The 25413-nt window shown below is 73.9% G+C and carries 21 protein-coding genes, 1 tRNA gene and 1 pseudogene; 10 read left to right on the top strand and 13 right to left on the bottom strand.

The window, feature by feature from the left end:
- Positions 1 to 49: 49 nt before the first annotated feature.
- The 3 genes and pseudogenes from IO40_RS0120010 to IO40_RS34915 form a co-directional block, all read right to left on the bottom strand.
- On the bottom strand, positions 50 to 1444 hold the full coding sequence (locus IO40_RS0120010) for an AAA domain-containing protein (protein WP_031175853.1): 1395 nt from the start codon (positions 1442 to 1444) through the stop codon (positions 50 to 52).
- Positions 1445 to 1458: 14 nt separating this feature from the next.
- On the bottom strand, positions 1459 to 2994 hold the full coding sequence (locus tag IO40_RS0120005) for a hypothetical protein (RefSeq protein ID WP_031031098.1): 1536 nt from the start codon (positions 2992 to 2994) through the stop codon (positions 1459 to 1461).
- A gap of 581 nt (positions 2995 to 3575) precedes the next feature.
- Positions 3576 to 4679: pseudogene (locus tag IO40_RS34915) on the bottom strand (hypothetical protein); the annotation flags it as partial.
- A 214-nt stretch (positions 4680 to 4893) separates the two neighbouring features.
- Between IO40_RS34915 and IO40_RS0119995 the strand changes: the two are divergent.
- Positions 4894 to 5487 (top strand): histidine phosphatase family protein, encoded by a 594-nt coding sequence (locus tag IO40_RS0119995; protein WP_016469129.1) that lies wholly within the window; start codon positions 4894 to 4896, stop codon positions 5485 to 5487.
- A gap of 28 nt (positions 5488 to 5515) precedes the next feature.
- Here IO40_RS0119995 and IO40_RS0119990 read toward each other — a convergent pair whose 3' ends face one another.
- On the bottom strand, positions 5516 to 6979 hold the full coding sequence (locus IO40_RS0119990) for an NsdA family TPR-like regulatory protein (protein WP_030407249.1): 1464 nt from the start codon (positions 6977 to 6979) through the stop codon (positions 5516 to 5518).
- 170 nt (positions 6980 to 7149) lie between these two features.
- Between IO40_RS0119990 and IO40_RS33800 the strand changes: the two genes are divergently transcribed.
- Positions 7150 to 7569: a hypothetical protein gene (locus IO40_RS33800; RefSeq protein ID WP_374117481.1), complete on the top strand. Its 420-nt coding sequence runs from the start codon at positions 7150 to 7152 to the stop codon at positions 7567 to 7569.
- A gap of 64 nt (positions 7570 to 7633) precedes the next feature.
- Here IO40_RS33800 and IO40_RS0119980 read toward each other — a convergent pair whose 3' ends face one another.
- Positions 7634 to 8032, bottom strand: coding sequence for a hypothetical protein (locus IO40_RS0119980; protein WP_106963629.1), 399 nt, complete (start codon positions 8030 to 8032; stop codon positions 7634 to 7636).
- A gap of 353 nt (positions 8033 to 8385) precedes the next feature.
- On the opposite strand from IO40_RS0119980, the gene IO40_RS0119975 reads away from it, so the two are divergent.
- Positions 8386 to 9243, top strand: coding sequence for a spermidine synthase (locus tag IO40_RS0119975; RefSeq protein WP_016469125.1), 858 nt, complete (start codon positions 8386 to 8388; stop codon positions 9241 to 9243).
- Between the two features lie 120 nt (positions 9244 to 9363).
- Here IO40_RS0119975 and IO40_RS0119970 read toward each other — a convergent pair whose 3' ends face one another.
- Complete coding sequence (locus IO40_RS0119970; RefSeq protein WP_031031092.1) at positions 9364 to 9918, bottom strand: hypothetical protein; 555 nt, start codon at positions 9916 to 9918, stop codon at positions 9364 to 9366.
- Positions 9919 to 9962: 44 nt separating this feature from the next.
- Between IO40_RS0119970 and IO40_RS0119965 the strand changes: the two genes are divergently transcribed.
- Both IO40_RS0119965 and IO40_RS0119960 read left to right on the top strand, forming a co-directional pair.
- Positions 9963 to 10676: a response regulator transcription factor gene (locus IO40_RS0119965; RefSeq protein WP_016469123.1), complete on the top strand. Its 714-nt coding sequence runs from the start codon at positions 9963 to 9965 to the stop codon at positions 10674 to 10676.
- On the top strand, positions 10673 to 12148 hold the full coding sequence (locus tag IO40_RS0119960; protein ID WP_016469122.1) for a sensor histidine kinase: 1476 nt from the start codon (positions 10673 to 10675) through the stop codon (positions 12146 to 12148). The genes IO40_RS0119965 and IO40_RS0119960 overlap by 4 nt, the downstream gene beginning before the upstream one ends.
- Positions 12149 to 12336: 188 nt before the next feature.
- Here IO40_RS0119960 and IO40_RS0119955 read toward each other — a convergent pair whose 3' ends face one another.
- The gene (locus IO40_RS0119955; protein ID WP_016469121.1) at positions 12337 to 12567 is read right to left on the bottom strand and encodes a chaplin; all 231 of its coding nucleotides are present in this window, start codon (positions 12565 to 12567) and stop codon (positions 12337 to 12339) included.
- 321 nt (positions 12568 to 12888) lie between these two features.
- On the opposite strand from IO40_RS0119955, the gene IO40_RS0119945 reads away from it, so the two are divergent.
- Both IO40_RS0119945 and IO40_RS0119940 read left to right on the top strand, forming a co-directional pair.
- Complete coding sequence (locus IO40_RS0119945; RefSeq protein WP_016469120.1) at positions 12889 to 13941, top strand: chitinase; 1053 nt, start codon at positions 12889 to 12891, stop codon at positions 13939 to 13941.
- 228 nt (positions 13942 to 14169) lie between these two features.
- Positions 14170 to 14892, top strand: a complete 723-nt coding sequence (locus IO40_RS0119940) for a M23 family metallopeptidase (RefSeq protein ID WP_078659823.1) — start codon at positions 14170 to 14172, stop codon at positions 14890 to 14892.
- 25 nt (positions 14893 to 14917) lie between these two features.
- On the opposite strand, the gene IO40_RS0119935 is transcribed toward IO40_RS0119940, so the two are convergent.
- Positions 14918 to 15400: a DUF6233 domain-containing protein gene (locus IO40_RS0119935; protein ID WP_031175850.1), complete on the bottom strand. Its 483-nt coding sequence runs from the start codon at positions 15398 to 15400 to the stop codon at positions 14918 to 14920.
- Positions 15401 to 15536: 136 nt separating this feature from the next.
- On the opposite strand from IO40_RS0119935, the gene IO40_RS0119930 reads away from it, so the two are divergent.
- A complete protein-coding gene (locus IO40_RS0119930; RefSeq protein WP_016469117.1) occupies positions 15537 to 15761 on the top strand; it encodes a hypothetical protein in 225 nt (74 codons plus the stop codon).
- Between the two features lie 191 nt (positions 15762 to 15952).
- Here IO40_RS0119930 and IO40_RS0119925 read toward each other — a convergent pair.
- The 3 genes from IO40_RS0119925 to IO40_RS0119915 all read right to left on the bottom strand — a co-directional run bounded on the left by IO40_RS0119925 (position 15953) and on the right by IO40_RS0119915 (position 18268).
- Positions 15953 to 16027: transfer RNA gene (locus IO40_RS0119925), tRNA-His, on the bottom strand.
- 122 nt (positions 16028 to 16149) lie between these two features.
- On the bottom strand, positions 16150 to 16755 hold the full coding sequence (gene orn / locus IO40_RS0119920) for an oligoribonuclease (protein WP_016469116.1): 606 nt from the start codon (positions 16753 to 16755) through the stop codon (positions 16150 to 16152).
- 28 nt (positions 16756 to 16783) lie between these two features.
- A complete protein-coding gene (locus tag IO40_RS0119915) occupies positions 16784 to 18268 on the bottom strand; it encodes a GlxA family transcriptional regulator (protein ID WP_031175849.1) in 1485 nt (494 codons plus the stop codon).
- A 956-nt stretch (positions 18269 to 19224) separates the two neighbouring features.
- On the opposite strand from IO40_RS0119915, the gene IO40_RS0119910 reads away from it, so the two are divergent.
- Positions 19225 to 19746 carry a universal stress protein gene (locus IO40_RS0119910; RefSeq protein ID WP_016469114.1) on the top strand — a complete coding sequence of 174 codons (522 nt, stop codon included), beginning with the start codon at positions 19225 to 19227 and terminating at the stop codon, positions 19744 to 19746.
- Between the two features lie 546 nt (positions 19747 to 20292).
- On the opposite strand, the gene glmS is transcribed toward IO40_RS0119910, so the two are convergent.
- Together glmS and IO40_RS0119900 are read right to left on the bottom strand one after the other, a co-directional pair.
- Entirely contained in the window at positions 20293 to 22119 is a 1827-nt protein-coding gene (gene glmS, locus IO40_RS0119905; protein ID WP_016469113.1) for a glutamine--fructose-6-phosphate transaminase (isomerizing), read from the bottom strand.
- Positions 22120 to 22231: 112 nt separating this feature from the next.
- Entirely contained in the window at positions 22232 to 22510 is a 279-nt protein-coding gene (locus IO40_RS0119900; RefSeq protein WP_016469112.1) for a hypothetical protein, read from the bottom strand.
- A gap of 213 nt (positions 22511 to 22723) precedes the next feature.
- On the opposite strand from IO40_RS0119900, the gene IO40_RS0119895 reads away from it, so the two are divergent.
- Positions 22724 to 24391, top strand: a complete 1668-nt coding sequence (locus tag IO40_RS0119895; RefSeq protein ID WP_031175848.1) for a beta-N-acetylhexosaminidase — start codon at positions 22724 to 22726, stop codon at positions 24389 to 24391.
- The last annotated feature ends 1022 nt before the right edge of the window (positions 24392 to 25413 follow it).

Genomic DNA, 25413 nt, shown 5'->3' with positions numbered 1-25413 from the left:
CGGGTACCCAGACCGACGCACCGCCCGCGTGAGGTCCCCCTCCGGACCCTCACACCAGCGGGACCCGGTGCCCGGCCAGGTGCGAGAGCACCGCCTGATGCGCCTCCCAGCCGTCCGGGCCCGGCGAGGCGGCACCCAGCCGGACCGGCTCGGTCGCCGGGTGCTCGTCCAGCAGTTCGGCCGCCCCCGCACGGCACACCACCACGCACGCGTGCCGGTGCCGCGAGGCCAGCACGCACAGCCGTCCCGTCTCCAGATGGAACGCGGTCGCGTCGGGCCGCCCGGAGAGCGGATGGAGGACGACCGTCACATCGAACTCCCGGCCCTGGAGCCGGTTGGCCGTATCGACGGTGACGCGTGCCGCACGCTCCGCGCCCGCCGGGTCGCGCACCGTGGCCAGCGCCGCCCGGACCGCCGCGGCCTGGTCGCGGTGCGCGGTGCCCACCGCGATCCGGTCGGCCCCCAGCGCCGCCCCCGCGCTTCCGTCCACGTCCCGCTCGCCGCGGGTGACGCCCTCGCGCTCCAGCATCCGGTGCACCAGCACGGCCACCGCCCGTACGGCCTCCGGGTCGGTGCGCGGGGTGCGGGCCGCCGGCAGCTCCAGCAGGCCCCAGCCGGTGTCCGCGGCCTCGTCCAGCACGGCGTCCACGGGCGAGCCGTCGGCCGCGGCCGTGAAGGACAGCCGGCGCTCACCCGGGCCCGTACCGCTGCGGAAGGGCGTGTACGGGTAGAACGCGTCGGAGACCAGCTCCGCCGCCGAGTGGGGCAGCCGCCAGGACACCGGCAGCCGGTGCTGCGGCAGCCCCGGGTTGTGCGCCAGCAGCGTGCTGACCGCACTCGTCGACGGGTCGAACGCCTGACCGGCCCATTGGTCCACGCCCACCTGGCTGAACGGGTCCAGCTGCCCCGGGTCCCCGACGAACAGCGCCCGCTCGAACAGCCCGGCCACCGCCAGCAGCGCGTCCGACCGCATCTGGTACGCCTCGTCCACGATCGCGTGCCGCCACGGCTCCTCGGGCGTCACCCACGCCCACTTCGCCGCCGTCGAGACGACGATGTCCAGCCCGGCCAGATCCGCCGGCTTCGCCGAGGTGCGCACCGAGGGATGCCCGTCCAGCACCGGGTCGTACGGCTTCGGCTCGTTGCTGTGCAGCCGCCCCACCGGCAGCTCGGGATCGGCCCTCGCCAGCCGGTCCACCAGATCGTCCACCTGGGCGTTGGTCTGCGCGATCACCATCAGCGGATGCCCGGCGGCGGCCAGCTCGCGCGCGGCGCGCACCACGAGGGTGGACTTGCCGGCCCCGGGCGGCGAGTCCACCACCACACCGCGGTGCGTGCCCTCCAGCGCGTCGGCCAGGATCGCCTCGGTGGCCGCCGCCGCGGCTGCCGCCGGGGACACCCCGCCGGCCAGGGGCCGTACGGGGGCCGCCGTCGCCGCCGTCATCGTCTCCGCAGCCGTCACAGCACGTCCTCCGCGGTCACCGGGTCGGGGCTCTCAGCGGCCGGTTCGCCGGGCGGGCCGCCGTGCGTCCAGGGCGTGTCCTCCGGCTCGGGCAGTCCGGGCCCGCCGCGCGGCGCGTGCTCGAACAGCGTCCAGCACAGCAGATCGCCCTTCTCCGGCACCGTCCCCGGGGCGGGCTCCTTGCCCCGGCCCATGCCGTTCACCAGCCGCAGCACGAACTCGCCGGGACCCGCCATCTCCACCAGCTCCGCCCGCTGCTGCCCGCCCGTGGGCAGCAGCCGGTGCACCTTGTCGCCGTCCGCCAGCAGCGGTGCGTCGTGCGTGTGCACCGTCACCAGAGGGCGCGGTGAGGGCCGCTTGCCCTCCGAGTACGCCATCTCCACCTCCAGCACCTCCGCCGAGAACGCCTCGCCCGCCAGCCGCCGCACGGCCATCACCAGCGGGTCGTCGAGCGCCTCCTGCGCGTCCAGCTCGGCCTGCCGCTGCTCGCGCATGGCCAGCTTCCGGGCGGCCGTCACCGCATCGTCCCGGCGCGGCTGCGGCGGCTCGGCGGCCCGCAGCCGGTCCCGGTGGTGCGTGTAGGACTGCCGGTCCCGGCGCCAGCGGTCCGGCACATGGGCGGCCTCGGGCAGGCCGCGCAACAGCTCAACGCCCTCCCACATCGCCTCCCAGGTGGGCCGCAGCTGGGAGGCCACCAGTTCGTGCACCTCCTGCTCGGCGCCCGGCACGCCCCGGTCGTAGCGGGTCATCGCGGGGGCCAGCAGCTTGTTGTCGAACGCCGGGTCGGTCGCGGGCCCCGCGGGCGGCACCAGCAGCCGCCCGTCGGCGTCCCGGGCCAGCTCCGCGCGGAGCGCCGCCTCGGCGCCGCTGTGCCCGTCCGGCGGGGCGATCCACGCCAGCAGCGCCGCCAGATGCTGGTCCTCCAGCCGGCTCTGCCCGGTGGCCCAGTGCCGGGTCAGCAGGTCCGTCATCGACAGCAGCAGCGAGGAGCCCGGCACCCGGGCGCGCTCCCCGTAGTGCGTCAGCCAGCGGCCCAGCAGCGGCACCCGGGGCGGCGCCGGGTGCTCGGCGTCCGGGTCCTCCTCGGCGGTACGCCGGAACCGCATCGAGCGCCCCAGCAGCCTCACGAAGTCCACCCCGGGTGCGGTGGGCACCAGCACTTGGGGCGCGTCGGTGCACAGCTCGGCCTCGACAGTGATCCGCTTGCCCGTCTCGGGGTCGGTCTCCTTGCGCTCGACGGGCTCCACCTCGTCCTGGCAGGACTCCAGATGCGGCAGCATCGCCTCGGCCAGCCGCGCCAGGAAGGCGAACCGCAGATCGCGGTCGCGCGGCTGCGGAACGGTCAGCACCAGCGGGTCGTGCGGATCGGTGCCCAGCATCGCCCCGAGCGGGGCGCCGTTCTCACCGGCCGTCGTCAACGGCACCAGCACCATCGGCCGTTCGGCCAGGTGCCGGTGGCGTACGGTCGCGACGGGCCGGGCCCGCCCGCACGCCACGGCCTCCATCCGGGCCAGCGCGTCCAGCAGCGACATCAGCGCACCCCCGTTCCGCCGGGCGCCGCCGTACCGCGCGCGGCGGGGCGCGGTACACAGCCGCCCCCGGACGGGCCCACCGCCCTGGCGCCGGCTTCCGCCTCGGCGTCGGCTTCCGCCCTGGCGGGGGCTTCCGTCTTGGCGTCGGCTTCCGTCCTGGCGGGGGCGGGCTGGGCCGCGTCGGTGGTGACGGCTTCCGTGCTGGCGGGGGCTCCCGCCTCGGCGCCGGCTTCCGTCCCGGCGCCGGCTTCCGCCTCGGCGTCGGCTTCCGCCCTGGCGGGGGCGGGCCGCGCCGGGTGCGCGGCGTGGGCTTCCGTCGGGTCCCCGGCGTGAGCAGCCTGAGCCGGGTCACCTGGAGCGGGAGCCGCCTGTGCCAGGTCTTCCGGAGCGGGAGCGGCCTGCGCCAGGTCTTCGGGAGCGGAAGCGACCGGGGCCGGGTCCTCCGCACCTGCTGGAGCCTCCGCGCCGGCCGGGGCCGCCCCACCCGCCGACACCTCCGCCCCGGACGGGCCCGCCCCGCTCGCCCACGTCCCGGCCCGGGCCGGGATCCCCGTGGCGGCGGCCTCCCCGCCGGCTGCCGCGAGGGCCTCCGCGCGCAGGGACGCCGCGCGGCGCAGCATTTCCGCCGCCGGGTCGGCCGCGGCCGGGGCCTCCGGGTCGCCGGAGGCGGCCGACAGCACGTCGTGCACCGTCTCCAGGCCGCCCAGCTCGCCCCGCACCGAGCGGCCCAGCGCGACCACCGCGCCCGTCTGCCGGGCCCGCGCCCGGCAGTGGAAGGCCAGCTCGCACGTGGACAGGCACTCCGGCGCGTACGCGGCGGGCAGCGCCTCCACGGCGGTCAGCAGGGCGCCGGGGTCCTGCCCGGGTGCGAAGTGCGCGCCCTCGGGCAGTCCGGCGGCGATCTCGTCGAGGCGGGTGAGCCGGTGCAGCTGGCGGCGGGTGGCGGCCACCTGCTTGCGCAGCGGCAGCAGTCCGGCGGTCGGCTGGTTCGAGAAGTCCTTCGGGCACACCAGCAGGGCGTTCTCCCGCACCGTGCGGATGTCCTCCAGCGCCAGCGCGTAGACCGCCGCCTGCCGTGCCGCCGCCCCGGCCTTCACCGGGTCGGCCGTACCGTCCAGGATCGGGAACGACTTGATCTCGACGATGCTGACCGAGCCGTCCGGGTGGACGGCGAGGAGGTCCGGTTCCAGGTAGGCGGTGGAGCCGGCCACCTCCAGGGCCAGCAGGGGGTGGTCCAGCAGCATCCAGCCGCCGTCCGCCCCGGCCAGTGCCTGCCGGGTGCGCTCGGCGCGCCCGGCCGGGCCGTCGGCGGTCACGTCGGGGACGGTCACCTCGCCGGGCTCCGGAGGTGCCTCGCCCACCTGGGCGCACAGCAGTGCGAGCACCACCTCACCGCCGTCCGCCTTCACCCGCGTCTCGAACGCGTTGCCGCGCACGAGGGCGAACTGCGACTGGCCGAACGGCGCCGGGGCGCCCAGCGCTGTCGCCACCGCCTGTTTGTCCACCCCGGCACCGTCCAGCAGCGCACGGCGCCGGCAGCCGGGGTTGGCGGCGAGCGCGGCCAGCGCGCGGGCGTCGAGGGGCCGCTGCGGCACCTCGGGTCCGCCGCGCAGCTCGGCGAGCCGCTGCGGCGTGACGTGCCGGGGGGCCGGCGGGGACTGCTTCGGTGGCGAGGAGCGTGTCATCGGCTGTGGCCTCGGGGCAGGGTGCGGTACCCGCCGAAGTCTCGCATCCTCCGCTGACAACGCACCCGTGCCGGTACCGCTCCGTCGCGCCGGGAGGCGCCCGCCGCCGGTCCGGCACGCCCCGCCAGGTGGTTCCGCGTGCGGCTGCGCGAAGATGGAAGGAGCGGTTTCCGGACACACCGGAGCACCAAGACGTCACGTCCGAGAGGTCCTCATGGCAGCGCGCATCCTCCTCGTCCGGCACGGTCAGACCGAGTGGTCGATGACTGGGCAGCACACCGGCAGGACGGATCTCCCGCTGCTCGACGAGGGCCGCCGCATGGCGAAACTGCTGGGTGAGCGGCTGCACCGCGCCCCCTGGAACGGGCTGCCCGGGGTCCAGGTGCGCACCAGCCCGCTGTCCCGGGCGCGGGAGACCTGCGAGCTGGCGGGCTTCCCGGACGCCAAGTCGTGGGACGCGCTCATGGAGTGGGACTACGGCGACTACGAGGGCCTCACGCCCGAGCAGATCCGGGAGCGGGCCGGGGACGACTGGTTCATCTGGCGGGACGGGGTCACCGGCGGCGAGAGCCTCGCCGAGGTGGGTGCGCGGGCCGACGAGGTGGTCGAGTGGGCCCGCGGGGCCGACAGCGACGTCCTGGTCTTCGCGCACGGTCACATCCTGCGCGTCCTGGGCGCCCGCTGGCTGGGGTACGACCCGTCCTTCGCCGCCCGTCTGAAGCTGGAGCCCGCCTCCCTCTCCGTCCTCGGCTGGGCGTACGGCGCCCCCGCGATCGAACGCTGGAACGACACCGGTCACCTGGACTGACCCGGTCCGCAGGGGCGGGCACCCCGGGTCAGGCCGTGGCCGCCTGGCGGGAGAGGAACGAGGCGACGGCGGGTTCCCTGCGGAAGGGCCGCAGCCGTCCGGCGGCCGTGCGGAGCATGGTGTTGATCCGGCCGGACCGTACGGGGCCGAGGAAGTCCAGTGCCCGCGCCGCTGCCTCGGCGGCCCCGGCGGCCTCGCCCTGTGCGGCCAGGTCACCGGCCAGCTCCGCGGTGAACAGCGCCTGGTTCCGGGTGAAGTGCGGCTTTTGCAGCTGTACGGCGCGCTCGGCGTGGTGCGCTGCGCGCTTCCAGTCGCGCAGCGCCGACCAGCACTGTGCTTCGAGGCCCTCCAGTTCGGCCTCGCCGAAGAAGCTCATCCATTCCGGGTCCTGCGCGGTGCTGCCCCGGGCGAAGAGCCGGTGGGCCCGTGCGAGCGCCTGTTTGCAGCCCGTACGGTCGCCGAGGCCCGCCCAGCCGCCCGCCTCGCGCAGCGCCAGCAGTGACATCAGGTGCGGGGAGCCGAGGTGCCGGGCGGCGAGCTGGCCGGCCTGTGCGGCGCGGACGGCTTCACGGGGGCGGCCGGCGTCCCGGGCGAGGAAGGAGGTGTTGCAGAAGGCGTGCGCCTCCAGGGCCGGGTCGGCGGCGACACGGGCGGTGGCCAGTGCTTCGGCGTAGTGGGAGCGCGCGTCGTCGTAGCGGCCGGAGTCGTGGGCCAGCCAGCCGACGGAGATGGCCAGTTCGCCGGCGCCGGCGTGCAGCCGGTCGGCGACGGTCTGCCGGCTGGTGCCGGCGTCGAGCAGTTCGTAGGCGGCGCGCAGGGAGGCGGCGGCGCGGTGGTAGAGCAGGGCGCCGCCGTGCCGGTCGTCGAGCAGTCTGATGTGCCGCACGGCCTGTTCGACGGCGTCGGCGTCGGAACTCCCGGCGCGCAGCCGTCCGGTGGCGGGTGCGGGGCGGCCGGCTGCCCGGGCGGTGGGGGTGGCGCCGCCGACGGAGGCGGCGGCGAGGGCGGCGGGCCCGCCCGTCATGAAAGCGCGACGTAGCACGTCGCTCTCCTCGTCGTACTCGTGACAGTCGGGGAATGCGATGAGACCGGGGCTGTCAGGGTGGTCGGTGAGTGGGGGGAGTGGTGTGAGCGGGGTTTTTCCCCGGCGTTTTGTGGTGGGTGGGGGCGCATCGTTTTCCATTCGCGCCCCCCGAGTGCGCGCCGCGCGACCGCGTACGGTTTCCCGGGGTGCGAAGCCCATGTCCGTCAGCGAATAGCCGGGGAACATGTGCAGGAACACCCGCTCGTAGGCATAGTTGGGGCATCTGATCTCGCCCGCCTCGACGCGGCCGATATACCGCGCGTCGCACGAGACCTGCTCGCCGATCTCACGCGCCGAGCGGCGCACGTTCGCCGCGAACTCCCCGGGGGACAGATGCCCTCTCAGTGCCCTGAACGCGGTGTTGGGTGTGTGCTGCGGCCGGGGTGACGTTGAGGGTGACGACGCCATGGCGGAAACGTACCGGCTGTGACGGGCCCGGTACCCAGAGTTTGGCTACAAACGGGATATCTCACCCCGCTTCTGCCATGAAGTGCCATCCAATGCGCCGGTTCGCCGCCGTAGCCGTTGACGATGACAGCCGTTGGACCGAGTACAGCGACCGCGAGGAGGGGTCTGAGTTGTTGGACAGTGGCGTAGGCGGCGGCACCGACGGCGCTCCCGCCGCACCGGCGTCCGGCCCGGGGCCGTGCGGGCCGGGCTCCTGCGACCTGGTGACCGTGCCCGCACGACACGGACTGGAGGCGGCGGACATCCTCCGGCTGCGGGACGGCGTGGGTCCCGTGCTGCACGACCGCTCCGGCGACACCCTCGGGTTCCTGGTGCCGCCGGGCACGGCGGAGCGCTGGGACCTGCCCGGCAGTGCCTGCACCCAGACCCACGGCCAGGGGACGCGCAGCGCCCCCGGCGAGCCGCCCGTGGCGGGCACGGGCTGGCTGGTGCCGCCCGAGGGGGCGTACGCCCACGCCACCGAGCCGGCCGAACTGCGGGCCGCCCTCGGCGAGGCCGCCCGCACGATCGAAGCCGCCAGCCGGGTCTGACCCGGCCGGCGGCTCCGTGTTGTCGTAAGGGCGGCCCGTCGCGGGGCCCTCTGCGGTGGTGCGGTCAGCGGCCGAAGGCGCCGCCCCCGATCGCGGTGGTGCCGGCCGGGCAGACGACGGCGACCCGCCTGGTCCCCGAGAGGACCGGGGTCACGTACCGCACCCGGTTCGAGCAGTCCACGAAGACCCGGTAGGCCTGGCCGGAGCAGGTGACCGCGAAGACCCGGCCGGAGAGCTGCGGGCTGTGGCAGCTGAGCGTGGCGCGGGCCGGCGGTGCCCCCTGGCCGGCGCGGCCGGCGGACTCGGCGCGGCCCTTGTCGACCCGGCCGGTGCGCGGGTCCTTGCTCGTGTAGTCGGCGTGGTCCGCGGGCGCCTGGACGGTCGCGGCGCCGGTGGCGCCGACCGCCGCGTGGGCAGCCGGGGCCACCGCTCCGCCGATTCCGAGGGCGAGTACCGCGCTCATGCCGAGCCCTGTCAGGGAATTCCGCAGCTTCATTCTTTTCCCGTTTCTGTTGTCGGCGCGGCCCACGTGGCCGTTCACCCGATTTCCGGGTGACATGAAAGAGGATCGAGCCGGCGAATGGGGGAAGCAAGAATTCCGCGTTATCAATATCGTATTTATGGTGCCGGTGCGGGAGTGCCGGATCCGTCCCCTGTAACAGGTGAATCGTTTCTTCTGACGTGCGGCGAGAGCGGGGGGAATCACCCGAGTGGGTGATGCCGCACCGGTCCGGAACCGGGAATTGATCGCCACCGCCGCGCCGGAATAGCGACCCCCGGAAAAAATCCGGGGACGGCCCGGCGGATACTGGAGACATGACGCGGGGCAACAGGCGGCGGGGACGGGAAGCAGTCGTCGCGGAAGTCGGCGGCGGAATCGCCTCATTGGTGCCGGACCCGGACCGGTCCGAAGCGTGGGCCCTGCTGCTCGGGGACGCCCCGCAATCGCACGTGGACCTGGACGACCCCACCCATCTGGAATTCGAGTACCAGCGGCGGCTCGGCCACGCGGTGGATCTGCTGGCACCGCCCGGCCGGCCCGTGCACGCCGTCCACCTCGGCGGCGGCGCCCTGACCATGGCCCGCTACGTGGCCGCGACCCGCCCGCGCTCCACCCAGCAGGTCGTCGAGGCGGACACCGCGCTGACCCAACTGGTCCGCGCCCACCTGCCGTTGCACAAGGAGTGGCGGATCCGGGTGCGCGGCGGCGACGCGCGCGCCGGACTGGCCCGGATGCCCGCCCAGTGGGCGGACATCGTCATCGCCGACGTCTTCAGCGGAGCCCGCACCCCGGCCCATCTGACCAGCGTCGAGTTCCTGGCCGAGGTGCGCCGCGTGCTGCGTCCCGCCGGCTGGTACGCGGTGAACGTCGCGGACGGCGGGCCGCTCACCCATCTGCGGTCCCAGGTGGCCACGGCCGCCGCCGTCTTCCAGGAGCGCTGCCTGCTGTCCGACCCGGCCGTGCTGCGCGGGCGCAGGTTCGGCAACAGCGTGCTGCTGGCGGCCGACCGCACGCTGCCGGTCGCCGATCTGACCCGGCGGACGGCGGGCGACCCGCACCCCGGCAAGGTGGAGGCGGGCCGGTCGCTGGAGGCGTTCACCGGTGGGGCGAAACCGGTCACCGATGTGACGGCGCGGGCGTCGCCCGAGCCGCCCCCGGGAACGTTCGGCTGACGGGACCGCGTGCGGCGGCGGCCCCGGCGGTCCGGGAACGGTCCGGGGGCGGGCGCACGGCGTCGGGAAGCGGACCCTCGCCGTCCGACGGGAACGCCCTCGCGGTCCGTGCCGTGCGGTTCAGCCGTCGAACGTCTCGATGCGCGGTGCGGTGTCGTCCCAGCGGCAGAAGACCGACGAGGAGGCCGCGCCGTTGCTGAAGGTGACCCGGATGTACCCCTGTGCGTGCCAGACCTTCATCTCCCAGCCCGTCTCGGGGGTGGCCGAGACCAGCGTCGCGGAACGGGCGCCGATCTCGAAGACCGCCCGGCCGCCCGGCACGGTCGCGCCCCGCACCTGTCCGGCCGGCTGCCCCGAGGCGGGGCGGCGCGGCGGCGGGGCGGGCCGGGTGCTCCGTTCCGGCGACCGCTCGGGCGGACGGGCCGCCGTACGGGAGGGCGCAGGCTTCGTGGTGCGGGGGGACGGCGAGGCGCGGCGGGTGGAGGACGCCTGGGGCGGGGCCGGTGCCGCGGCGGGCGGACGGGAGACCGGCAGCGAGCGCGGCGGATCGTAGGAGGTGTCGTCCAGGACCGAGTGCACGCCGAACCAGGAGAGCGTGGTGGCGGCACCGGTGGCCAGCGTCCACGCGACGGCGTGCGTTCCGCGCGGGGTGGTCAGTCGTCTGGGGCGCTGCATCCCCGTCACCCTAGAGCCCGCCGGGATGTCGTACGGTTCCGCCCATGGCACGTGTGCTCGTGGTCGAGGACGACCAGTTCGTACGCTCCGCCCTCATCCGGCACCTCACCGAAGCCGCCCACACCGTCCGCAGCGTGGGGACGGCGCTGGAGGCCCTGCGCGAGGTCGCGCAGGTCGGCTTCGACGTCGTCATCCTCGATCTGGGGCTGCCCGACCTCGACGGCGCCGAGGCGCTCAAGATGCTGCGCGGCCTCACCGACGTGCCGGTCATCATCGCCACCGCCCGGGACGACGAGGCCGAGATCGTCCGGCTGTTGAACGCGGGCGCCGACGACTACCTGGTCAAACCCTTCTCGGTCCCGCACCTCCAGGCGCGGATGGCGGCCGTGCTGCGCCGCACCCGCGCCGGCGGCAACGGCGCGGAGGAGGCCGGCGACGGTGTGATCCGGGTGGGCGGACTCGCCATCGACCCGCTGCGCCGGGTGGCCGAACTGGACGGCACCGTGCTGGAGCTGACGCGCCGCGAGTTCGACCTGCTGGCGTTCCTGGCCCGCCGCCCCGGCGTCGTCGTCGCCCGCAAGGAGCTGCTGTCGCAGGTGTGGCAGCTCAGTTACGGCGACGACCAGACCATCGACGTCCATCTGTCCTGGCTGCGCCGCAAGTTGGGGGAGACGGCCGCCAACCCGCGCTATCTGCACACCCTGCGCGGCGTCGGCGTCAAACTGGAGCCGCCGCCGGCCGAGGGCGGCCCTGCGTGAGATGGGCACTGGTGAAGGTCTGCCTCGCCGTGACGGCGATGGTGGTGGTGGCCTTCGCCGTTCCGCTGGCCCTCGTGGTGCGGGAGACCGCGCGCGACAGGGCGTTCGCCGACGCCGAACGACAGGCGTCCGCCATCGGGCCCGCACTGGCCATCACCCGCGACCGCCGCGAACTCCAGCGCGCCGTCGCCATCACCCAGGCCGGCGCCGAGGGACGCATCGCCGTCCACGTACCGGCGGCCCCCGCCGCGGCGGGCGGCACCGACGGCGGGGAACCGTCCGGCACCTCGCGCGGCGACGGGAGCGCGCGGGCGGCGGGGCGCGGCCCGCTGCGGGTCGGTGAGAGCAGGGCCCCCCGCGAGCGGCTGGCGGCGGCGCGCCGGCACGGCCGGGCCACCACCGTCGAGGTGCCCGGCGGCTATGCGCTGCTGCGGCCCACCGCGGTGGCCGGCGGCACGGCCGTCGTGGAGGTCTTCGTCCCCGACGCGAACGTCACCCACGGTGTCGCCACCTCCTGGATGATCCTCGCCGGGGTCGGCCTCGCCCTGATCGTCGGCTCGGTCGCCGTCGCCGACCGGCTCGGCACCCGCATGGTGCGGCCCGCCGAACGCCTCGCCGGCGCCGCGCACGATCTGGGCGAGGGCCGGCTCGACGTACGCGTCCCCGAGGAGGGGCCCACGGAACTGCGCTCGGCGGCGACCGCGTTCAACGCCATGGCCGACCAGGTCGTCGGACTGCTCGCCAACGAACGGGAGATGGCGGCCGACCTCTCCCACCGGCTGCGCACCCCGCTCACCGTCCTGCGGCTCAACGCCGCCTCGCTCGGCGAGGGCGACGCCGCCGAGCAGACGCGGGCCGCCGTCGCCCAGCTGGAGGACGAGGTGGACACCATCATCCGCACGGCACGCGAGCAGAAGGCCCGCACGTCCGGTGCCGCGCCCCCGGCCGCCTCCGACGCGGCCGAGGTGATCAGGGAACGGATGGCCTTCTGGTCGGCCCTCGCCGAGGACGAGGGCCGCGAGGCGCGGGTGGCCGGCGTCGAGCGGCCGGTGCGGGTACCGGTGGCTCGCACCGAACTGGCCGCAGCCGTCGACGCGATGCTCGGCAACGTCTTCCGCCACACCCCGGAGGGCACCGCCTTCGCCGTCGATCTGCACAGCGGCGGGCCCGGCAGCGAGGCCGTCATCGTCCTGGTCTCCGACGCCGGGCCCGGCATCGCCGACCCCGAGGCGGCGCTGCGCCGCGGCCACGGGGACGGCGGCCCCGGCTCCACCGGGCTGGGGCTGGACATCGTGCGCCGGGTCGCGGAGTCCACCGGCGGCGACGTACGGATCGGCCGCTCCGTGCTGGGCGGCACCGAGGTCCGCGTCTGGCTGGCGCTGCGCCCCGGCACCACGGGGAAGCCCGGCCGGCGCCGGGTGACCCGCCACCGGCTGAGCCGCCGCCTGCTGGCCCGCGCGCGGCGCGGCTGACCCCGCGTGCCGCCTGGGCGGGGCGGCCGGCAGGCCCGTCCAGCACCGCACGGAATCGAGCGGGGGCCCGGGTACGGAAAAGCGGCCGGGTCCGGAACGGAGCCGGGACACGGGCACGGAAAAGCCGCCGGGTCCGGCCCCGGTGGGGACCGAACCCGACGGCGTGGCGCGGCGCTTCGCGTCGGCGGTTACTTGTTGACGCAGGTGTTGCCGAAGGCGGGGTTCAGCGCGCCGATGACGTTGATCGAGTTGCCGCAGGCGTTGACCGGGATGTTGATCGGGACCTGGATGACGTTGCCGCTGATGATCCCCGGCGAGTTGGCGGCGCCGCCCTGGGCGCCGGCGTCGGCGGAAGCGGCGGAGGCGCCGCCCAGGACGAGGGCGGCGGCGAAGGCGGCCGTGGTCACGGAACGAAGCATGGTGCTCTTCTTTCAGGAGACAGACAACTTGCGCACCATGCACGCACAGCGGTGCGGCCCGTTCCTTGTGACTTTCCGACCGGCACCCGCCCGCAACCCGATGGGGTGACGCCGGTTGTGCGGCAACCGGAGCAATCCCGGGGACGCCGCGCGGGGCCGGCGTCGCGGGGGGAACCGGGGGCGCCGTCTGAGGTGGCCCTTTCGGCCGCCTTAAGGGAGCCCTAAGAGCTCGGCGGTAAGTCCGCAACGCGGCATTCGCCGGATTCACCGTCGGTAGCGTGCTGCCCGTTCCCGTTCCCCACCGGACGAGGCAGTCAGCCGATGAACAGGACGACGCAGACAGCGGACCGTCGCCGCCGTACCGGCCGCGGGGCCAGGCTGCTCACGGGCACCGCGGCGGCGGCCGTCGTGGCGGGCGGCGCCTTCCTGTTGGCGGACGACGCGACGGCGGGCGAGGAACCGGCCGCGGCGGCCCGCCGGCCCGCCGGGACCCCGTTCGCCCCGTACGTCGACACGTCCCTCCGGCCCTCCTTCGACCTGCTGGACAACGCGCGCGAGACCGGCGTCGAGGAGTGCCAGCTGGGCTTCGTCACCAGCGCGGGCGGCGCGTGCGAGCCCCGGTGGGGAGGCACGCAGGAGCTGACGGACAACCCGGTGGCCCGGCAGATCCCCCGGCTGCGGGACGAGGGCGGCGACGTCCGTGTCTCCTTCGGCGGTGCGAGCGGTACCGAACTGGCCCTGGCCTGCGACTCGTCCGACGCCCTCGCCGCCGCCTACGGGAAGGTCGTGGACACCTTCGGTCTCAAGAAGATCGACCTGGACATCGAGGGGGCCGCGCTCCCCGACACGGCGGCCGGCGAGCGGCGGGCGAAGGCCGTCGCCGCCCTTCAGCGCAGCCACCCGGACCTGGACGTCTCCTACACCCTCCCGGTGCTGCCCGAGGGGTTGACGGAGCCTGGTGTGAAGCTGCTGGAGAACGCCCGGGCCGACGGGGTGCGGATCTCCACCGTCAACGTCATGGCCATGGATTACGGGCCCTCCTACCAAGGCGACATGGGGGAGTACGCCACCCGCGCCGCCACCGCGGCCCACCGGCAGGTCGCCACGGCGCTCGGTCTCGGTGACGCGGCGGCGTGGAAGGCGCTGGCCGTCACGCCGATGATCGGCGTCAACGACGTTGGGGGCGAGGTGTTCGAGCCCGCCGACGCCCGGCAGGTCAAGGCGTTCGCCGACGAACACGGACTGGGCCGGCTCTCCATGTGGTCGGCCACCCGCGACAAACCGTGCCCGGGCGGCCCCAAGGAGCAGGCGGACCCGGCCTGTTCGAGCATCCGGCAGGACCCGCACGCGTTCACCGAGGCGTTCACCGGCTGAGCCACCCAGCGGCGCGACCACCCAGTGGCGCGCCGGCCCCGGAGCCCGGCCGGCGGGGCGCGACGGCCCCCACAACCCCCCACTGCCGTCGCGCCCCGTCGCGCCGACACCGTCCCGCCCGTCCCGTCGAGCCGGTGGAGCGCGTCTCCTTCTGACGGGGGAGGGGGTTCACCCCGTGGGGTGCGCTCCGGATGCGGGCGGTACGCCGGTGACCGTTGCATCACGGGTATGGCCCCTCCGACGACCGGTGACCCAGCAGACGACAGCACATCGACGGGTGCGCGTGCCCGCACCCGGACGGAACCCGGCGCCCGCCCGATATCCGGCACCCGGTACGGCCGGCCGCGCGGCGCCCTGACCGCCGCCGTGCTCCTCCCCGTGGCCGTCGCCCTGCTGGTCACCGCCGGCCGGGAAGCGCCCGGCACACACCCGGCGCCGGGCGGGCACCCCGGGCAGCGGGCCGCGACGGCAGCCGCGGAGGGCCATGGGGTCGCCGGGGTACCGGCGCGGCCGGCGTCCGTGTCCGCCGTGGCGAGGGCGGGCTGGGTGCGGCCGGTCGCCCTGCGGAACGTGCGGATCTCGCAGCCGTACGGCATCAAGGGGAACTGGGCGGCGGGCCATCACACCGGCATCGACCTGGCCGTCCCCATGGGCACGCCGGTGCGGTCCGTCGGCCCGGGGACGGTGGTCTACGCGGGGTGGTCCGGCGCCTACGGCAGGGCGGTGACGATCCGGATGCGGGACCGCAAGTACACCCTCTTCGCGCATCTGTCGCAAAGCTCCGTGACGGTGGGGGAGCGGGTGGGCGCGGGCACCTGGATCGGCCGCTCCGGCAACTCGGGCCGCACCACCGGCCCCCACCTCCACTTCGAGGTGCGGGCCCGGCGCGGCTACGGCAGCGACATCGACCCCGTCCGCTACCTCGCCCGGCACGGGGTGCGCCTGGGGTGAGCCGCGCTCCCGTCCGGGCCGGGTGTCAGCCTGCGGCCCGGCCGAGTGTGCGGTCCGGGCGGCACACGTCGCACACCCGGGTCTCGTCGGTGTCCGCGAGCAGCCGCAGCGCCTCCCGCGCGGTGACCCGACGGGTGAGCCAGCCGTCCCGGGCCTGCCAGCAGTCGCGGCGGTGCACGCACCACCACGGCCCCTCCGTCCCGGCGCCGCGCACCCGTACGGCGACCCACTGGCGGCCCGCCACCGCGCCGGCCGTCGGTACCGCCGTGTAGTCCTCGCCGGGGAGCGGGGTGATGTGTTCGGCGGCGACGCTGATGGCGGTCGGGGCGCTGCCGGGTTCGGTGCGTCCGTCGGGGTGCTGGTATCGGCTGGGCAGGATCGCCTCGCACTCGTACCACCAGTGCCCGTCCGGGGTGCGGGAGCGGCCGGTGACGACGACGTCCAGCTCCTGTCCGTCCGGCATGCGGGCCCGGGCCCAGGGCCCCGCACGGTCGCGCCACTCACTCACAAGCCGAATATTAGTTCGAATCTCGGAAGGCTGAGCCGTCCGGGTTCCATTCCTGACGGCGTTTACGTGTTGTACCGAAAAGCGGGTCTTTGTCGGCCATCGTGTTGCTCCGTCCAACCAACCCTTGGAGGTTCACATGCGTATGCGTACGCTCGCGCGTTCCGTCGCCGTCGGCTTCGCCGTCCTGGGCCTGGCCGGGGCCGGCGCGGGTTCCGCCGCCGCCTGGCCGAAGGGGCACCACTACAACTGGGTGCACGAGTCGATCTCGAAGGAGTGGAAGAAGATCTCCGTCTCCGACGACGACCGGATCATCAACCACTCCGTCATCTTCGTCTTCGGCCCGATGCAGAACGACGACTGAGCCGAGCGGTTCGCACCGGCAGGGCGCGACCCTGCCCGCCCGTCAGCACTGTGTTCCCGCCTCCCGCACCGGGGGCCGGGAACACGGTGTTTTTGTGCGGAGGGAACGCGGAGGAAGGCGGCCGGGGGAGGAGGGGAGGAACGACGAAGGCCCGTGGCGGTGTGTTCACCGCCACGGGCCTTCGTCGTGGAGGGTGATCGACGGGATTCGAACCCGCGACATCCTGGACCACAACCAGGTGCTCTACCAACTGAGCTACGACCACCATGTCCGGTGCGGGGAGAAGATCCTTCCCTGACCGGCCGCTACGAGTGTACAGGGTTTCCGGCCGTGCTCGCGCACAGGTTTCCGGGTGCCCGCCCGCGGCCCCCGCGTACGGACGCCGGACTCAGCCCGCCGGGGGCAGCACGTGCCGGGCCGCGATCGTCTTCGCCGTCTCCGAGTCGGGCCCGGGCTGGGGCACGAACACCGCCTCGCGGTAGTAGCGCAGCTCGGCGATGGACTCCCGGATGTCGGCCAGCGCCCGGTGGTTCCCGTTCTTCTCCGGGCTGTTGTAGTAGGCGCGCGGGTACCAGCGGCGGGCCAGCTCCTTGACCGAGGAGACGTCCACGATGCGGTAGTGCAGGTGGCCCTCCAGCGCCGGCATGTCCCGCGCGAGGAAGCCGCGGTCGGTGCTCACGGAGTTGCCGCACAGCGGCGCCTTGCCGGCCTCGGGGACCCACTCGCGGATGTACGCCAGCACCCGGGCCTCCGCGTCGGCCAGCGTGGTGCCGGCGTCCAGCTCCGCCAGCAGGCCGGAGGTGGTGTGCATCTCACGCACCACCTCCGGCATGGCCTCCAGGGCGGAGGCGGGCGGGCGGATCACGATGTCCACGCCGTCGCCGAGTACGTTCAGCTCCGAGTCGGTCACCAGCGCGGCCACCTCGATGAGCGCGTCATCGGACAGCGAGAGGCCGGTCATCTCGCAGTCGATCCACACCATGCGATCGTTCATGCGCCTCACACTACGTGACCCGCATGCCTCAGCCCGCCCCCCGGCCGCGCTGCCCCGGCACCCGCGGCGCGTACCCGTCCGTCTCGGGTTTCCCCTGCTCGGAGCGGGTCTCCCGGGTGGCCCGGTACTCGCGCACCCCCGGCCGGGCCGGGTACGGCACCCCGACCCCGCCGGGCGCCCCCGGCTCGGCCTGCGGATCGTGGCCCGGCCCGTACCCCGGCGGGCCGGCGTGCGGCTGGCCCGGCTGCCCCTGCGGGGACGGATGCCCCTGCGGGGAGGGGTACGGGTGGTGCTGGTGCGAGTGCTGGCCGTGCTGACCGTGGTGGCCGGGCTGCCCGTGCGGCGGGGGCTGCCCGTGCTGGCCGTGGTGCCCGGGCTGGTGGTGCTGCCCGTGCGGGCCCTGGTTCGGCAGGCGCGGAGTACCCTCGCCCTCCCCACCGGGACCCGGCGCACCCGGGCCGCCCTCGCCGCCCTGCTCCCCGTCCAGCCGCCGCGCCCGGTAGGCGGCGCGGTAGGCGGCCGGGGAGGCGCCGAGCTGGCGGCGGAAGTGGCCGCGCAGCGCGACGGGCGAGCGGAAGCCGCAGCGGCCCGCCACCTCGTCCACCGAGTAGTCCGACGTCTCCAGCAGACGCTGCGCCTGGAGCACGCGCTGCGTGATCAGCCACTGCAACGGGGCGCTCCCGGTGAGGGACCGGAAACGCCGGTCGAACGTGCGGCGGCTCATGTACGCGCGCGCGGCGAGCGTCTCCACGTCGAACTGCTCGTGGAGGTGTTCCAGCGCCCAGGCGACGACCTCGGCGAGCGGGTCGGCGCCGATCTCCTCTGGTAAGGAGCGGTCCAGGTGGCGCGGGTGGCCTCCGGTCTCCTGGCCGCTGCCCCGGCGGGGCGGGATGACCAGCCGCCGGGCCAGTGCCCCGGCCGCCTCCGCCCCGTGGTCGGTGCGCACCACGTGCAGGCACAGGTCTATGCCCGCCGCGGTGCCGGCCGAGGTGAGGATGTCCCCGTCGTCCACGAAGAGTTCGCGCGGATCGACGTGGACGGCCGGGTACCGCTTGGCGAGCGTCGGCGCGTACATCCAGTGGGTGGTGGCCGGACGGCCGTCCAGCAGTCCGGCCGCGGCCAGGACGAAGGCGCCGGTGCACAGCCCGATGATCCGGGCCCCCTCCTCGTGCGCGCGGCGCAGCGCGTCCAGGGCCGCCTGGGGCGGTGGTTGGGTGATGGAGCGCCAGGCCGGGACGACGACCGTTCCGGCGCGGGAGATCGCCTCCAGCCCGAACGGCGCGCTCAACTGGAGCCCGCCGGTGGTGCGCAGCGGCCCGTCCTCGCCCGCGCAGACCAGGAGTCGGTAGCGCGGAACTCCTGCGTCCTGGCGGTCGATGCCGAAGACGGAGAGCGGGATGGAACTCTCGAAGATGGGACCACCGCTGAAGAGCAACACCGCCACGATCTCGCGCCGGCGGCGCGCGGCCAGCTTGCGGGTCTCAACTGGGCCGTTCGTGGAGTCCTGGCTCATTGGAACTAAGCCCCCCTCAATCGTTGTGTTCCTCTCGGTCCATGCAGATCTCCCCCGCTCTCCCCCGCAGCGAAAGCCAAGATCGAATCTACTGCGTCGGACGAGGTGGGCGGTGCAAGTTCGGCATCCGGCGCTATGTCGACATGGCAACTTGGCGTGAAGCATTCGATCACGAAGCGTTTCACTCAACTGCTCCGCAGGGAAGTACGCATGCCCTCTCTGCCCCGTCAACGTAGGGTGCACACCCGCGCGGCGCTCCTTTCGTCCCTGGTGGCAGGGGGGTTGGGGAAACCCCCTCGGGGGGTTGGGCCGTCCTCCCAAGTTGGCTGAAAACTAGGGGTGCGGATGTGCGATCCGGTCACGCGTAGGGGCGCACATCGGGGGCGCGAAGGGGTGGGAGAGGCGCATGCTGCGCCTGGTCACCAGCGGGTGCGCGGAGCGCGGGACGGCGCGTGATCTTTTGTGACTCCTTGTGTGCCGGTGTGCGCCCCCAGGGTTCGTCTCGCGCCAACGCAACGATCGCGTCAGCCCGCGCACGGACCGCCGTTCGTCGACCCCCTGTGCGACCGCAACTGTGTGTGCCCGGGCCCCACAGCCGGTGACCAGGGCGGTACACGGGGTGCGCACGGCGCGCGGAAGCGTACGGTCCGGCGCTTCTTCCGGCCATGAACGGCTTCGGCCGCGTCAAGGAGGCGCGTAAGGGGCGTAACGCGGCATTGCGCTGCGGCCCGGGCTGAGGCATGCTCCGGGGTCAACCGTCTCCGGCGGCCGTCCTTCTTTACCTGGGCAAGAGGGGAGTGCGGCCGTACCCTGTGGGTAAGGGACATGGGAAGACGATTCCAAGTCTTCGTCGAGCAGTCTTCGTCGAACAGGCCGCACCGGCCCCGAGCAGATCGAGAGAGCGCAAGCCGTCCGTCGTCCCTCTGTACAGAGGACTCACTTCGCCGAGACAACTCATGGCAGGACACGAGATCCCTGACCCAGTAGACCGCAGGCAGATCGCCGACTCGACGGCGGTCCCCGAAGCGGCGGACGCCTCACGCCACTCCTGCGATCCCGCCTTCCAGCACGGCGTCGTCGTCGGTTTCGACGGCTCGCTCTCCAGTGAGCGTGCGCTGGCCTACGCCATCGGCATGGCCCACCGCACCGGCTCCGGCCTGATCATCGTCCACGTCGCCAACCGCTTGCCGACCACCGTGTGGGCGGGCTGCGAACCGCCTGTCTTCGTGGACGTACCCGACCACCGGACCGAGGTCCTCGGCCTCGAACTCGCCTGTGCCGACCACCTCTCCGAGGTCCCGTGGATCCTGGTCGAGCGGGGCGGCGACATCTGCCACGAACTGGAGGAGGTCGGCAGCGAGTACGCGGCCGACGCCATCGTGGTCGGCTCCACGCACGGTCTGGTGGGGCGCCTCTTCGGCTCGGTGGCCGGCCGCCTGGCCCGGCGGGCGCAGCGCCCGGTCGTCGTCGTGCCCTGAGGCGCCCTGAGACGCCCCGAGACGAGGCAGCCCCCTTGCGCAGGGGCGCTCCACGGCCGGGGGCGCCTTCCGGCCGCGGGGGCTCTCCGGTGCATGGCTGCCGGCCGGCCGAGGGGTGCTCTCCGGTCGTTGAGCGGCTGGGTGGGCGGACGCCAGTTCCCCTGTTCCCGCAGGGCGTTCGGGCTCTGGGGCCGCCCGATTGTCGAACTTCCGTGCATGGCCCGTACGGTGGTGCGGGTTGCGTGCCAACGTCCGTTGCTCCACGGCGTATTCACTCCGGGATCGACAAATCTACCCGCCCGTAGAGGTGGGTTGTGAGCTTGTGACGGGCATACAGACAACACGACACCCGGTGTCCGTGCTCATGAGCGCGCCGTCGGCGGGAGGTGACGGTCCCGTTCGGCGGCCCACCGCCGGCGTAATGGGCGACGCCGGCACAGGGGAGGCGGAATCCCGCGCGGTTGGTGGCCCGCGCGGGATTCCGCCCATTTCCGTCCCCCCGGCCTCTCCCGTGGCCGCGCCCGACGCGGGCGGCCCGGCCGGTCGTCACTCCACGGTGACGGACTTCGCCAGGTTGCGGGGCTTGTCGATGTCCCGGCCCAGCGCCAGCGCCGTGTGGTAGGCCAGCAGCTGGAGCGGGATGCCCATGAGGATCGGGTCCAGCTCGTCCTCGTTCTTCGGCACGACGATGGTGTGGTCGGCCTTCTCCTGCTCCTGGTGGGCGACGGCGAGGATACGGCCGCTGCGGGCCTTGATCTCCTCCATCGCCGCCCGGTTCTTCTCCAGCAGGTCGTCCTCCGGCACGATCGCGACCGTCGGCATCGCGGGCTCGATCAGCGCCAGCGGCCCGTGCTTGAGCTCGGAGGCGGGGTACGCCTCGGCGTGGATGTAGGAGACCTCCTTCAGCTTGAGGGACGCCTCCAGCGCGACCGGGTAGCCGCGCACCCGGCCGATGAAGAGCATCGAGCGGGCGTCCGCGTAGCTGCGGGCCAGCTTCTCGATCTCCGGTTCCATCTTGAGGATCTCGGTGATCTGGTCCGGCAGCCGGCGCAGACCGTCGATGATCCGCTTGCCGTCCTTGACCGACAGGTCGCGGGTGCGGCCCAGGTGGAGGGCGAGCAGCGCGAAGGCGACCACGGTGTTGGTGAAGCACTTGGTGGAGACCACGCACACCTCGGGCCCGGCGTGCACGTAGACGCCGCCGTCGGCCTCACGGGCGATGGCCGAGCCGACCACGTTGATGACGCCCAGGACGCGGGCGCCCTTGCGCTTGAGCTCCTGGACGGCGGCGAGCGCATCGTAGGTCTCACCGGACTGGGAGACGGCGATGTAGAGCGTGTCCGGGTCGACGACGGCGTTGCGGTACCGGAACTCGCTGGCCGGCTCGGCGTCGGCAGGGATGCGGGCCAGCTCCTCGATCATCTGGGCGCCGATGAGACCCGCGTGGTAGGAGGTCCCGCAGCCGAGGATCTTCACCCGGCGCACCGCGCGGGCCTCGCGCGGGTCGAGGTTGAGACCGCCCAGGTGCACGGTGGCGAACCGGTCGTCGATGCGCCCGGCCAGCACGCGGTCCACCGCGTCCGCCTGCTCGGAGATCTCCTTGTGCATGTAGGTGTCGTGGCCGCCCAGGTCGTAGGACTCGGCGGCGTACTCGACCGTCTCGGGCGAGGAGGCGGTGTGGGAGCCCTCGGTGGTGTAGGTGCGGTAGTCACCGGCCTTGATGGTGGCCATCTCGCCGTCGTCCAGGGTGACGACCTGGCGGGTGTGGGAGACCAGCGCGGCCACGTCCGAGGCGACGAACATCTCGTTCTCGCCGATGCCCAGCACGACGGGCGAGCCGTTGCGGGCCACCACGATGCGGTCGGGGAAGTCGGTGTGCAGCACGGCGATGCCGTAGGTGCCCTCGACCTGGCGCAGCGCGTCCTGGACGCGGCCTTCCAGGGTGTCGGCCTGGGCACGGGAGATCAGATGGGCCAGCACCTCGGTGTCGGTGTCCGAGACGAGGGTGACGCCGTCGGCGGTCAGCTTGGCGCGCAGCTCGGCGGCGTTGTCGATGATGCCGTTGTGGACGACGGCGACCTTCTCCTCCGGGTCGAGGTGGGGGTGCGCGTTGACGTCGTTGGGCACGCCGTGGGTGGCCCAGCGGGTGTGGGCGATGCCGGCGGTGCCGGAGAAACGCTTGGGGATGCGCTCCTCCAGATCGCGGACGCGGCCCTTGGTCTTGGCCGTCTTGAGGCCGCCCGGTTTGGCCGCGGTGCCGGTCTGGACGGCGATGCCCGCCGAGTCGTAGCCGCGGTACTCCAGCCGCTGGAGGCCCTCCAGGAGAAGAGGGGCGGTGTCACGCTTACCGATATATCCCACAATTCCGCACATACTGCTGTTGCCCTGCCTCTCCGTGGTGCTGTCTTGCTGTGCTGTTCTCGATGGTGGTGGTGGCGTCACCGCTGTCGGTGCCGGCCGCCGGCCGTGTCGTCGGACGGGTTCGTCAGCCGTAGACGATGCGGCGGAGCTGTCTGAGGGACAGCGGGGGCGGTGCCACGGCACGGTGCGGGAGTTCGGCCTCGATGCGTTCGAAGATCTCGGGGTTGTTCAGCCCCTTGGCCTGGAGTTCACGGTGCCGGCGCCGGACGAATTCGGGGGCGGTCTCGTCGAAGTACGACAGGACGTCCAGGATCACCCGGGCCGCCTCGCCGCGCTGGAGCGGCGTGGTGCGGACCAGATGGTCGATGAGGTCCTCGTGGACCGGGGTCGGAGCGTCGAGCACGCGTCGATACTGCGGCCTTCCCGGCACGATCGCAAGAAATCTGCCCGATAGCGGGCACGGCGTGGCGGAAAGCGAGGCGCTCCGATGTCTTCCCGTGGGTCGGCGGGGGCGTCACCATGGCGAAGTGTCGTGAACATGGCTTTCGATGCGAGTGCGCCACCTCGGTGAACAATCGTTCGAAGAGATCCTTTTCGGATCTCGGAGGGATCGCTGATGGGACGACGACGCAGACCGCTCCTGATCCTGTGCGCCTCACTCCTGGCCGCCACCGCCCTGCCCGCCGCCACGGCCACCGCCGCGGGCACCGGTACCGCGGCGGCCGACGCCCCCCGCCCGCTCGATGAGGTCATACCCGCCCCCGCCTCGGTCCGGCCCGGCGGCAAGCCCTACACGATCACCGCCCGCACGGTGATCCGGGTCAGCACCGGCCCCGCAGCCGCCCACCCCCGGCCGGGACAGCGCCCCGACCGGCACCTCGGCCGGCAGGCCCAGCAGGCTCGGCAAGCCCGGCAGGTGGCCGAACAACTCGCCGGGCTGCTCCGGCCCGCCACCGGCTACCGCCTCCCCGTCACCACCCGCCCCGGCGCCGACGGCATCCAGCTGCGGCTCGGCGGCGAAGGACGACTCGGCCCCGAGGGCTACCGGCTCCGGGTCACCCCTCGCACCGCCGTCCTCAGCGCCCGCGCACCCGCCGGGCTCTTCCACGGCGTCCAGACGCTCCGCCAACTGCTGCCCGCCTCCATCGAGGCGGACACCCGGCAGCCCGGGCCCTGGCGCATCGCCGGCGGCACCCTCACCGACCGGCCCCGGTACGCCTACCGGGGCGCCATGCTGGACGTCTCACGCCACTTCTTCCCCGTCGACGCGGTGAAGCGCTACATCGACCAGCTCGCCCTCTACAAGATCAACACGCTGCATCTGCACCTCTCCGACGACCAGGGCTGGCGCATCGCCATCGACTCCTGGCCCTGGCTGACCGAGTACGGCGGCAGCACCCAGGTCGGCGGCGGACCCGGCGGCCACTACACCAAGGCCGACTACCGCGAGATCGTCCGCTACGCCGCCGACCGGCATCTGACGGTCGTACCCGAGATCGACATGCCCGGCCACACCAACGCCGCCCTCGCCTCGTACGCCGAACTCAACTGCGACGGCAAGGCACCACCCCTCTACACCGGCACCGAGGTCGGCTTCAGCTCCCTGTGCGTACCCCTGGAGCGGACCTACGACTTCGTCGACGACGTCATCCGCGAACTCGCCGCCCTCACCCCCGGCCCCTACCTCCACATCGGCGGCGACGAGGCGCACTCCACCAGCCACGAGGACTACGTCGCCTTCATGAAGCGCGTCCAGCCCGTCGTCGCCAAGTACGGCAAGACCGTCATCGGCTGGCACCAGATCGCCGCCGCACCGCGCCCTGGCACCATCGCCCAGTACTGGGGCTACGACCGCACCGGCGCCGAGGAACGCGCCCAGGTGGCCGACGCCGCCCGCAACGGCACCCGGCTGGTGATCTCACCCGCCGACCGCGCCTACCTCGACATGAAGTACGACAAGGACACTCCGCTGGGCCTCTCCTGGGCCGGCTACGTCTCCCCGCAGCGCTCCTACGACTGGGACCCCGGCCGCTACCTGGAGGGCGTGCCCGAACGGGCGGTGCTCGGCGTCGAGGCGCCCCTGTGGACGGAAACCCTCTCCACCAGCGCCCAACTGGAGTACATGGCCTTCCCCCGGCTGCCCGGCATCGCCGAACTGGGCTGGTCGCCCGCCGCCACCCACGACTGGGGCGGCTACCGCGAACGCCTCGCCCAGCAGGGGCCGCGCTGGGATTGGATGGGGGTGAACTACCACCGCGCACCCCAGGTGCCCTGGCGGGAGTGAGCAGCTGACTCATTGACCCGGCCCGCGCGGGGTGGGGGCTTCGCCCCGGCCCGCGTGGGGCGGGGGGCTTCGCGTGGCGGGCCCACACTCCGCGTGAGGCGGGAGCCGCCGGGAACTTCAGGCGGGACCCCGGCCCGTGGAGCGCGGGGCCCCGTGCGGCTGGGCCGCCGGGTGTGGCGCGGGTTTCTGCTGTGTGGTGCGGTGCCCCAACGAGTATGGGAGCCCGCGTGGAGGTGGGGTCCGAGCGCGTATCCCGCGCGGGATGTGGGCTCCGCCGGACGGGGGCCCGCCGGGCGGAGGGCCCGCGCGTGCGGGGAGGGGTCGCGTGGCGGGGCCTTTCCGTGCGGGGGCGCCGCGTGGGGTGGGTCCACGCGCGGGAGTCAGCGTGGGGTGGGAGCCGCTGCCGCGGCTTCACGGTGCGGCCCTGTCTGCGGGGTGCGGGCCCCGTGCGGCGGTCCGCCTGCATGGCAGCCGGGTGCGCCCCGTTGGGTGCCGGGGCCCGTGCGGTCGTCCGTAGGCGTGGGCCGCCGGGTGTGGCGCGGACTTCCGCCGTGTGGTGCGGTTTTACCCGTGTCGCGTGGCCATCTTGTGGCGGACCTCGCCGAGGGGTGGGGCCTTGGCGCGTGCGGTGGGCCCTGCGGCTGCCGTCGGGCTCTGCATGTGCCGAGGGACCCTGCGCGTGCTGCGGGATCTTGCGTGTGGTGCGGGATCTTGCGTGTGGTGCGGATCTCCGCCGAGCGGTGGGGCTTTGCGTGTGCGGGGCCTCGCGTGTGCCGTGGGGGCTTGCGTGTGGTGCGGGTCCTCTGCGTGTGGTGCGGGCTCTCTGCGTGTGGTGCGGGTCCTCTGCGTGTGGTGCGGGCTCTCCGCGTGTGCTGCCGGCCCTCTGCCGGACCGCCGCTCTTCCGGTGGGGCCCGGCCGGGATGGCGGTTTCTAGCGGTCGTTGCAACACGTGGTTGTGTTGATCAGGCCGCGAGCAGTTTATGCAGGCGCTCGGCTGGGGTTTCCCAGCCGAGCGTTTTGC

The sequence above is a fragment of the Streptomyces albus subsp. albus genome, assembly GCF_000725885.1.
Classification (GTDB): Bacteria; Actinomycetota; Actinomycetes; order Streptomycetales; family Streptomycetaceae; genus Streptomyces; species Streptomyces albus.
This window is presented reverse-complemented; position numbering and strand designations above follow the sequence as displayed.

Bases quoted from the DNA above. Each gene is read 5' to 3' on its own strand.
- IO40_RS0120010 (WP_031175853.1), bottom strand. From the start codon at position 1,444: ATGACGGCGGCGACGGCGGCCCCCGTACGGCCCCTGGCCGGCGGGGTG.
- IO40_RS0120005 (WP_031031098.1), bottom strand. From the start codon at position 2,994: ATGTCGCTGCTGGACGCGCTGGCCCGGATGGAGGCCGTGGCGTGCGGG.
- IO40_RS0119995 (WP_016469129.1), top strand. From the start codon at position 4,894: ATGGCAGCGCGCATCCTCCTCGTCCGGCACGGTCAGACCGAGTGGTCG.
- IO40_RS0119990 (WP_030407249.1), bottom strand. From the start codon at position 6,979: ATGGCGTCGTCACCCTCAACGTCACCCCGGCCGCAGCACACACCCAAC.
- IO40_RS0119980 (WP_106963629.1), bottom strand. From the start codon at position 8,032: ATGAGCGCGGTACTCGCCCTCGGAATCGGCGGAGCGGTGGCCCCGGCT.
- IO40_RS0119975 (WP_016469125.1), top strand. From the start codon at position 8,386: ATGACGCGGGGCAACAGGCGGCGGGGACGGGAAGCAGTCGTCGCGGAA.
- IO40_RS0119970 (WP_031031092.1), bottom strand. From the start codon at position 9,918: ATGCAGCGCCCCAGACGACTGACCACCCCGCGCGGAACGCACGCCGTC.
- IO40_RS0119965 (WP_016469123.1), top strand. From the start codon at position 9,963: ATGGCACGTGTGCTCGTGGTCGAGGACGACCAGTTCGTACGCTCCGCC.
- IO40_RS0119955 (WP_016469121.1), bottom strand. From the start codon at position 12,567: ATGCTTCGTTCCGTGACCACGGCCGCCTTCGCCGCCGCCCTCGTCCTG.
- IO40_RS0119945 (WP_016469120.1), top strand. From the start codon at position 12,889: ATGAACAGGACGACGCAGACAGCGGACCGTCGCCGCCGTACCGGCCGC.
- IO40_RS0119940 (WP_078659823.1), top strand. From the start codon at position 14,170: ATGGCCCCTCCGACGACCGGTGACCCAGCAGACGACAGCACATCGACG.
- IO40_RS0119930 (WP_016469117.1), top strand. From the start codon at position 15,537: ATGCGTATGCGTACGCTCGCGCGTTCCGTCGCCGTCGGCTTCGCCGTC.
- orn (WP_016469116.1), bottom strand. From the start codon at position 16,755: ATGAACGATCGCATGGTGTGGATCGACTGCGAGATGACCGGCCTCTCG.
- IO40_RS0119915 (WP_031175849.1), bottom strand. From the start codon at position 18,268: ATGAGCCAGGACTCCACGAACGGCCCAGTTGAGACCCGCAAGCTGGCC.
- IO40_RS0119910 (WP_016469114.1), top strand. From the start codon at position 19,225: ATGGCAGGACACGAGATCCCTGACCCAGTAGACCGCAGGCAGATCGCC.
- glmS (WP_016469113.1), bottom strand. From the start codon at position 22,119: ATGTGCGGAATTGTGGGATATATCGGTAAGCGTGACACCGCCCCTCTT.
- IO40_RS0119895 (WP_031175848.1), top strand. From the start codon at position 22,724: ATGGGACGACGACGCAGACCGCTCCTGATCCTGTGCGCCTCACTCCTG.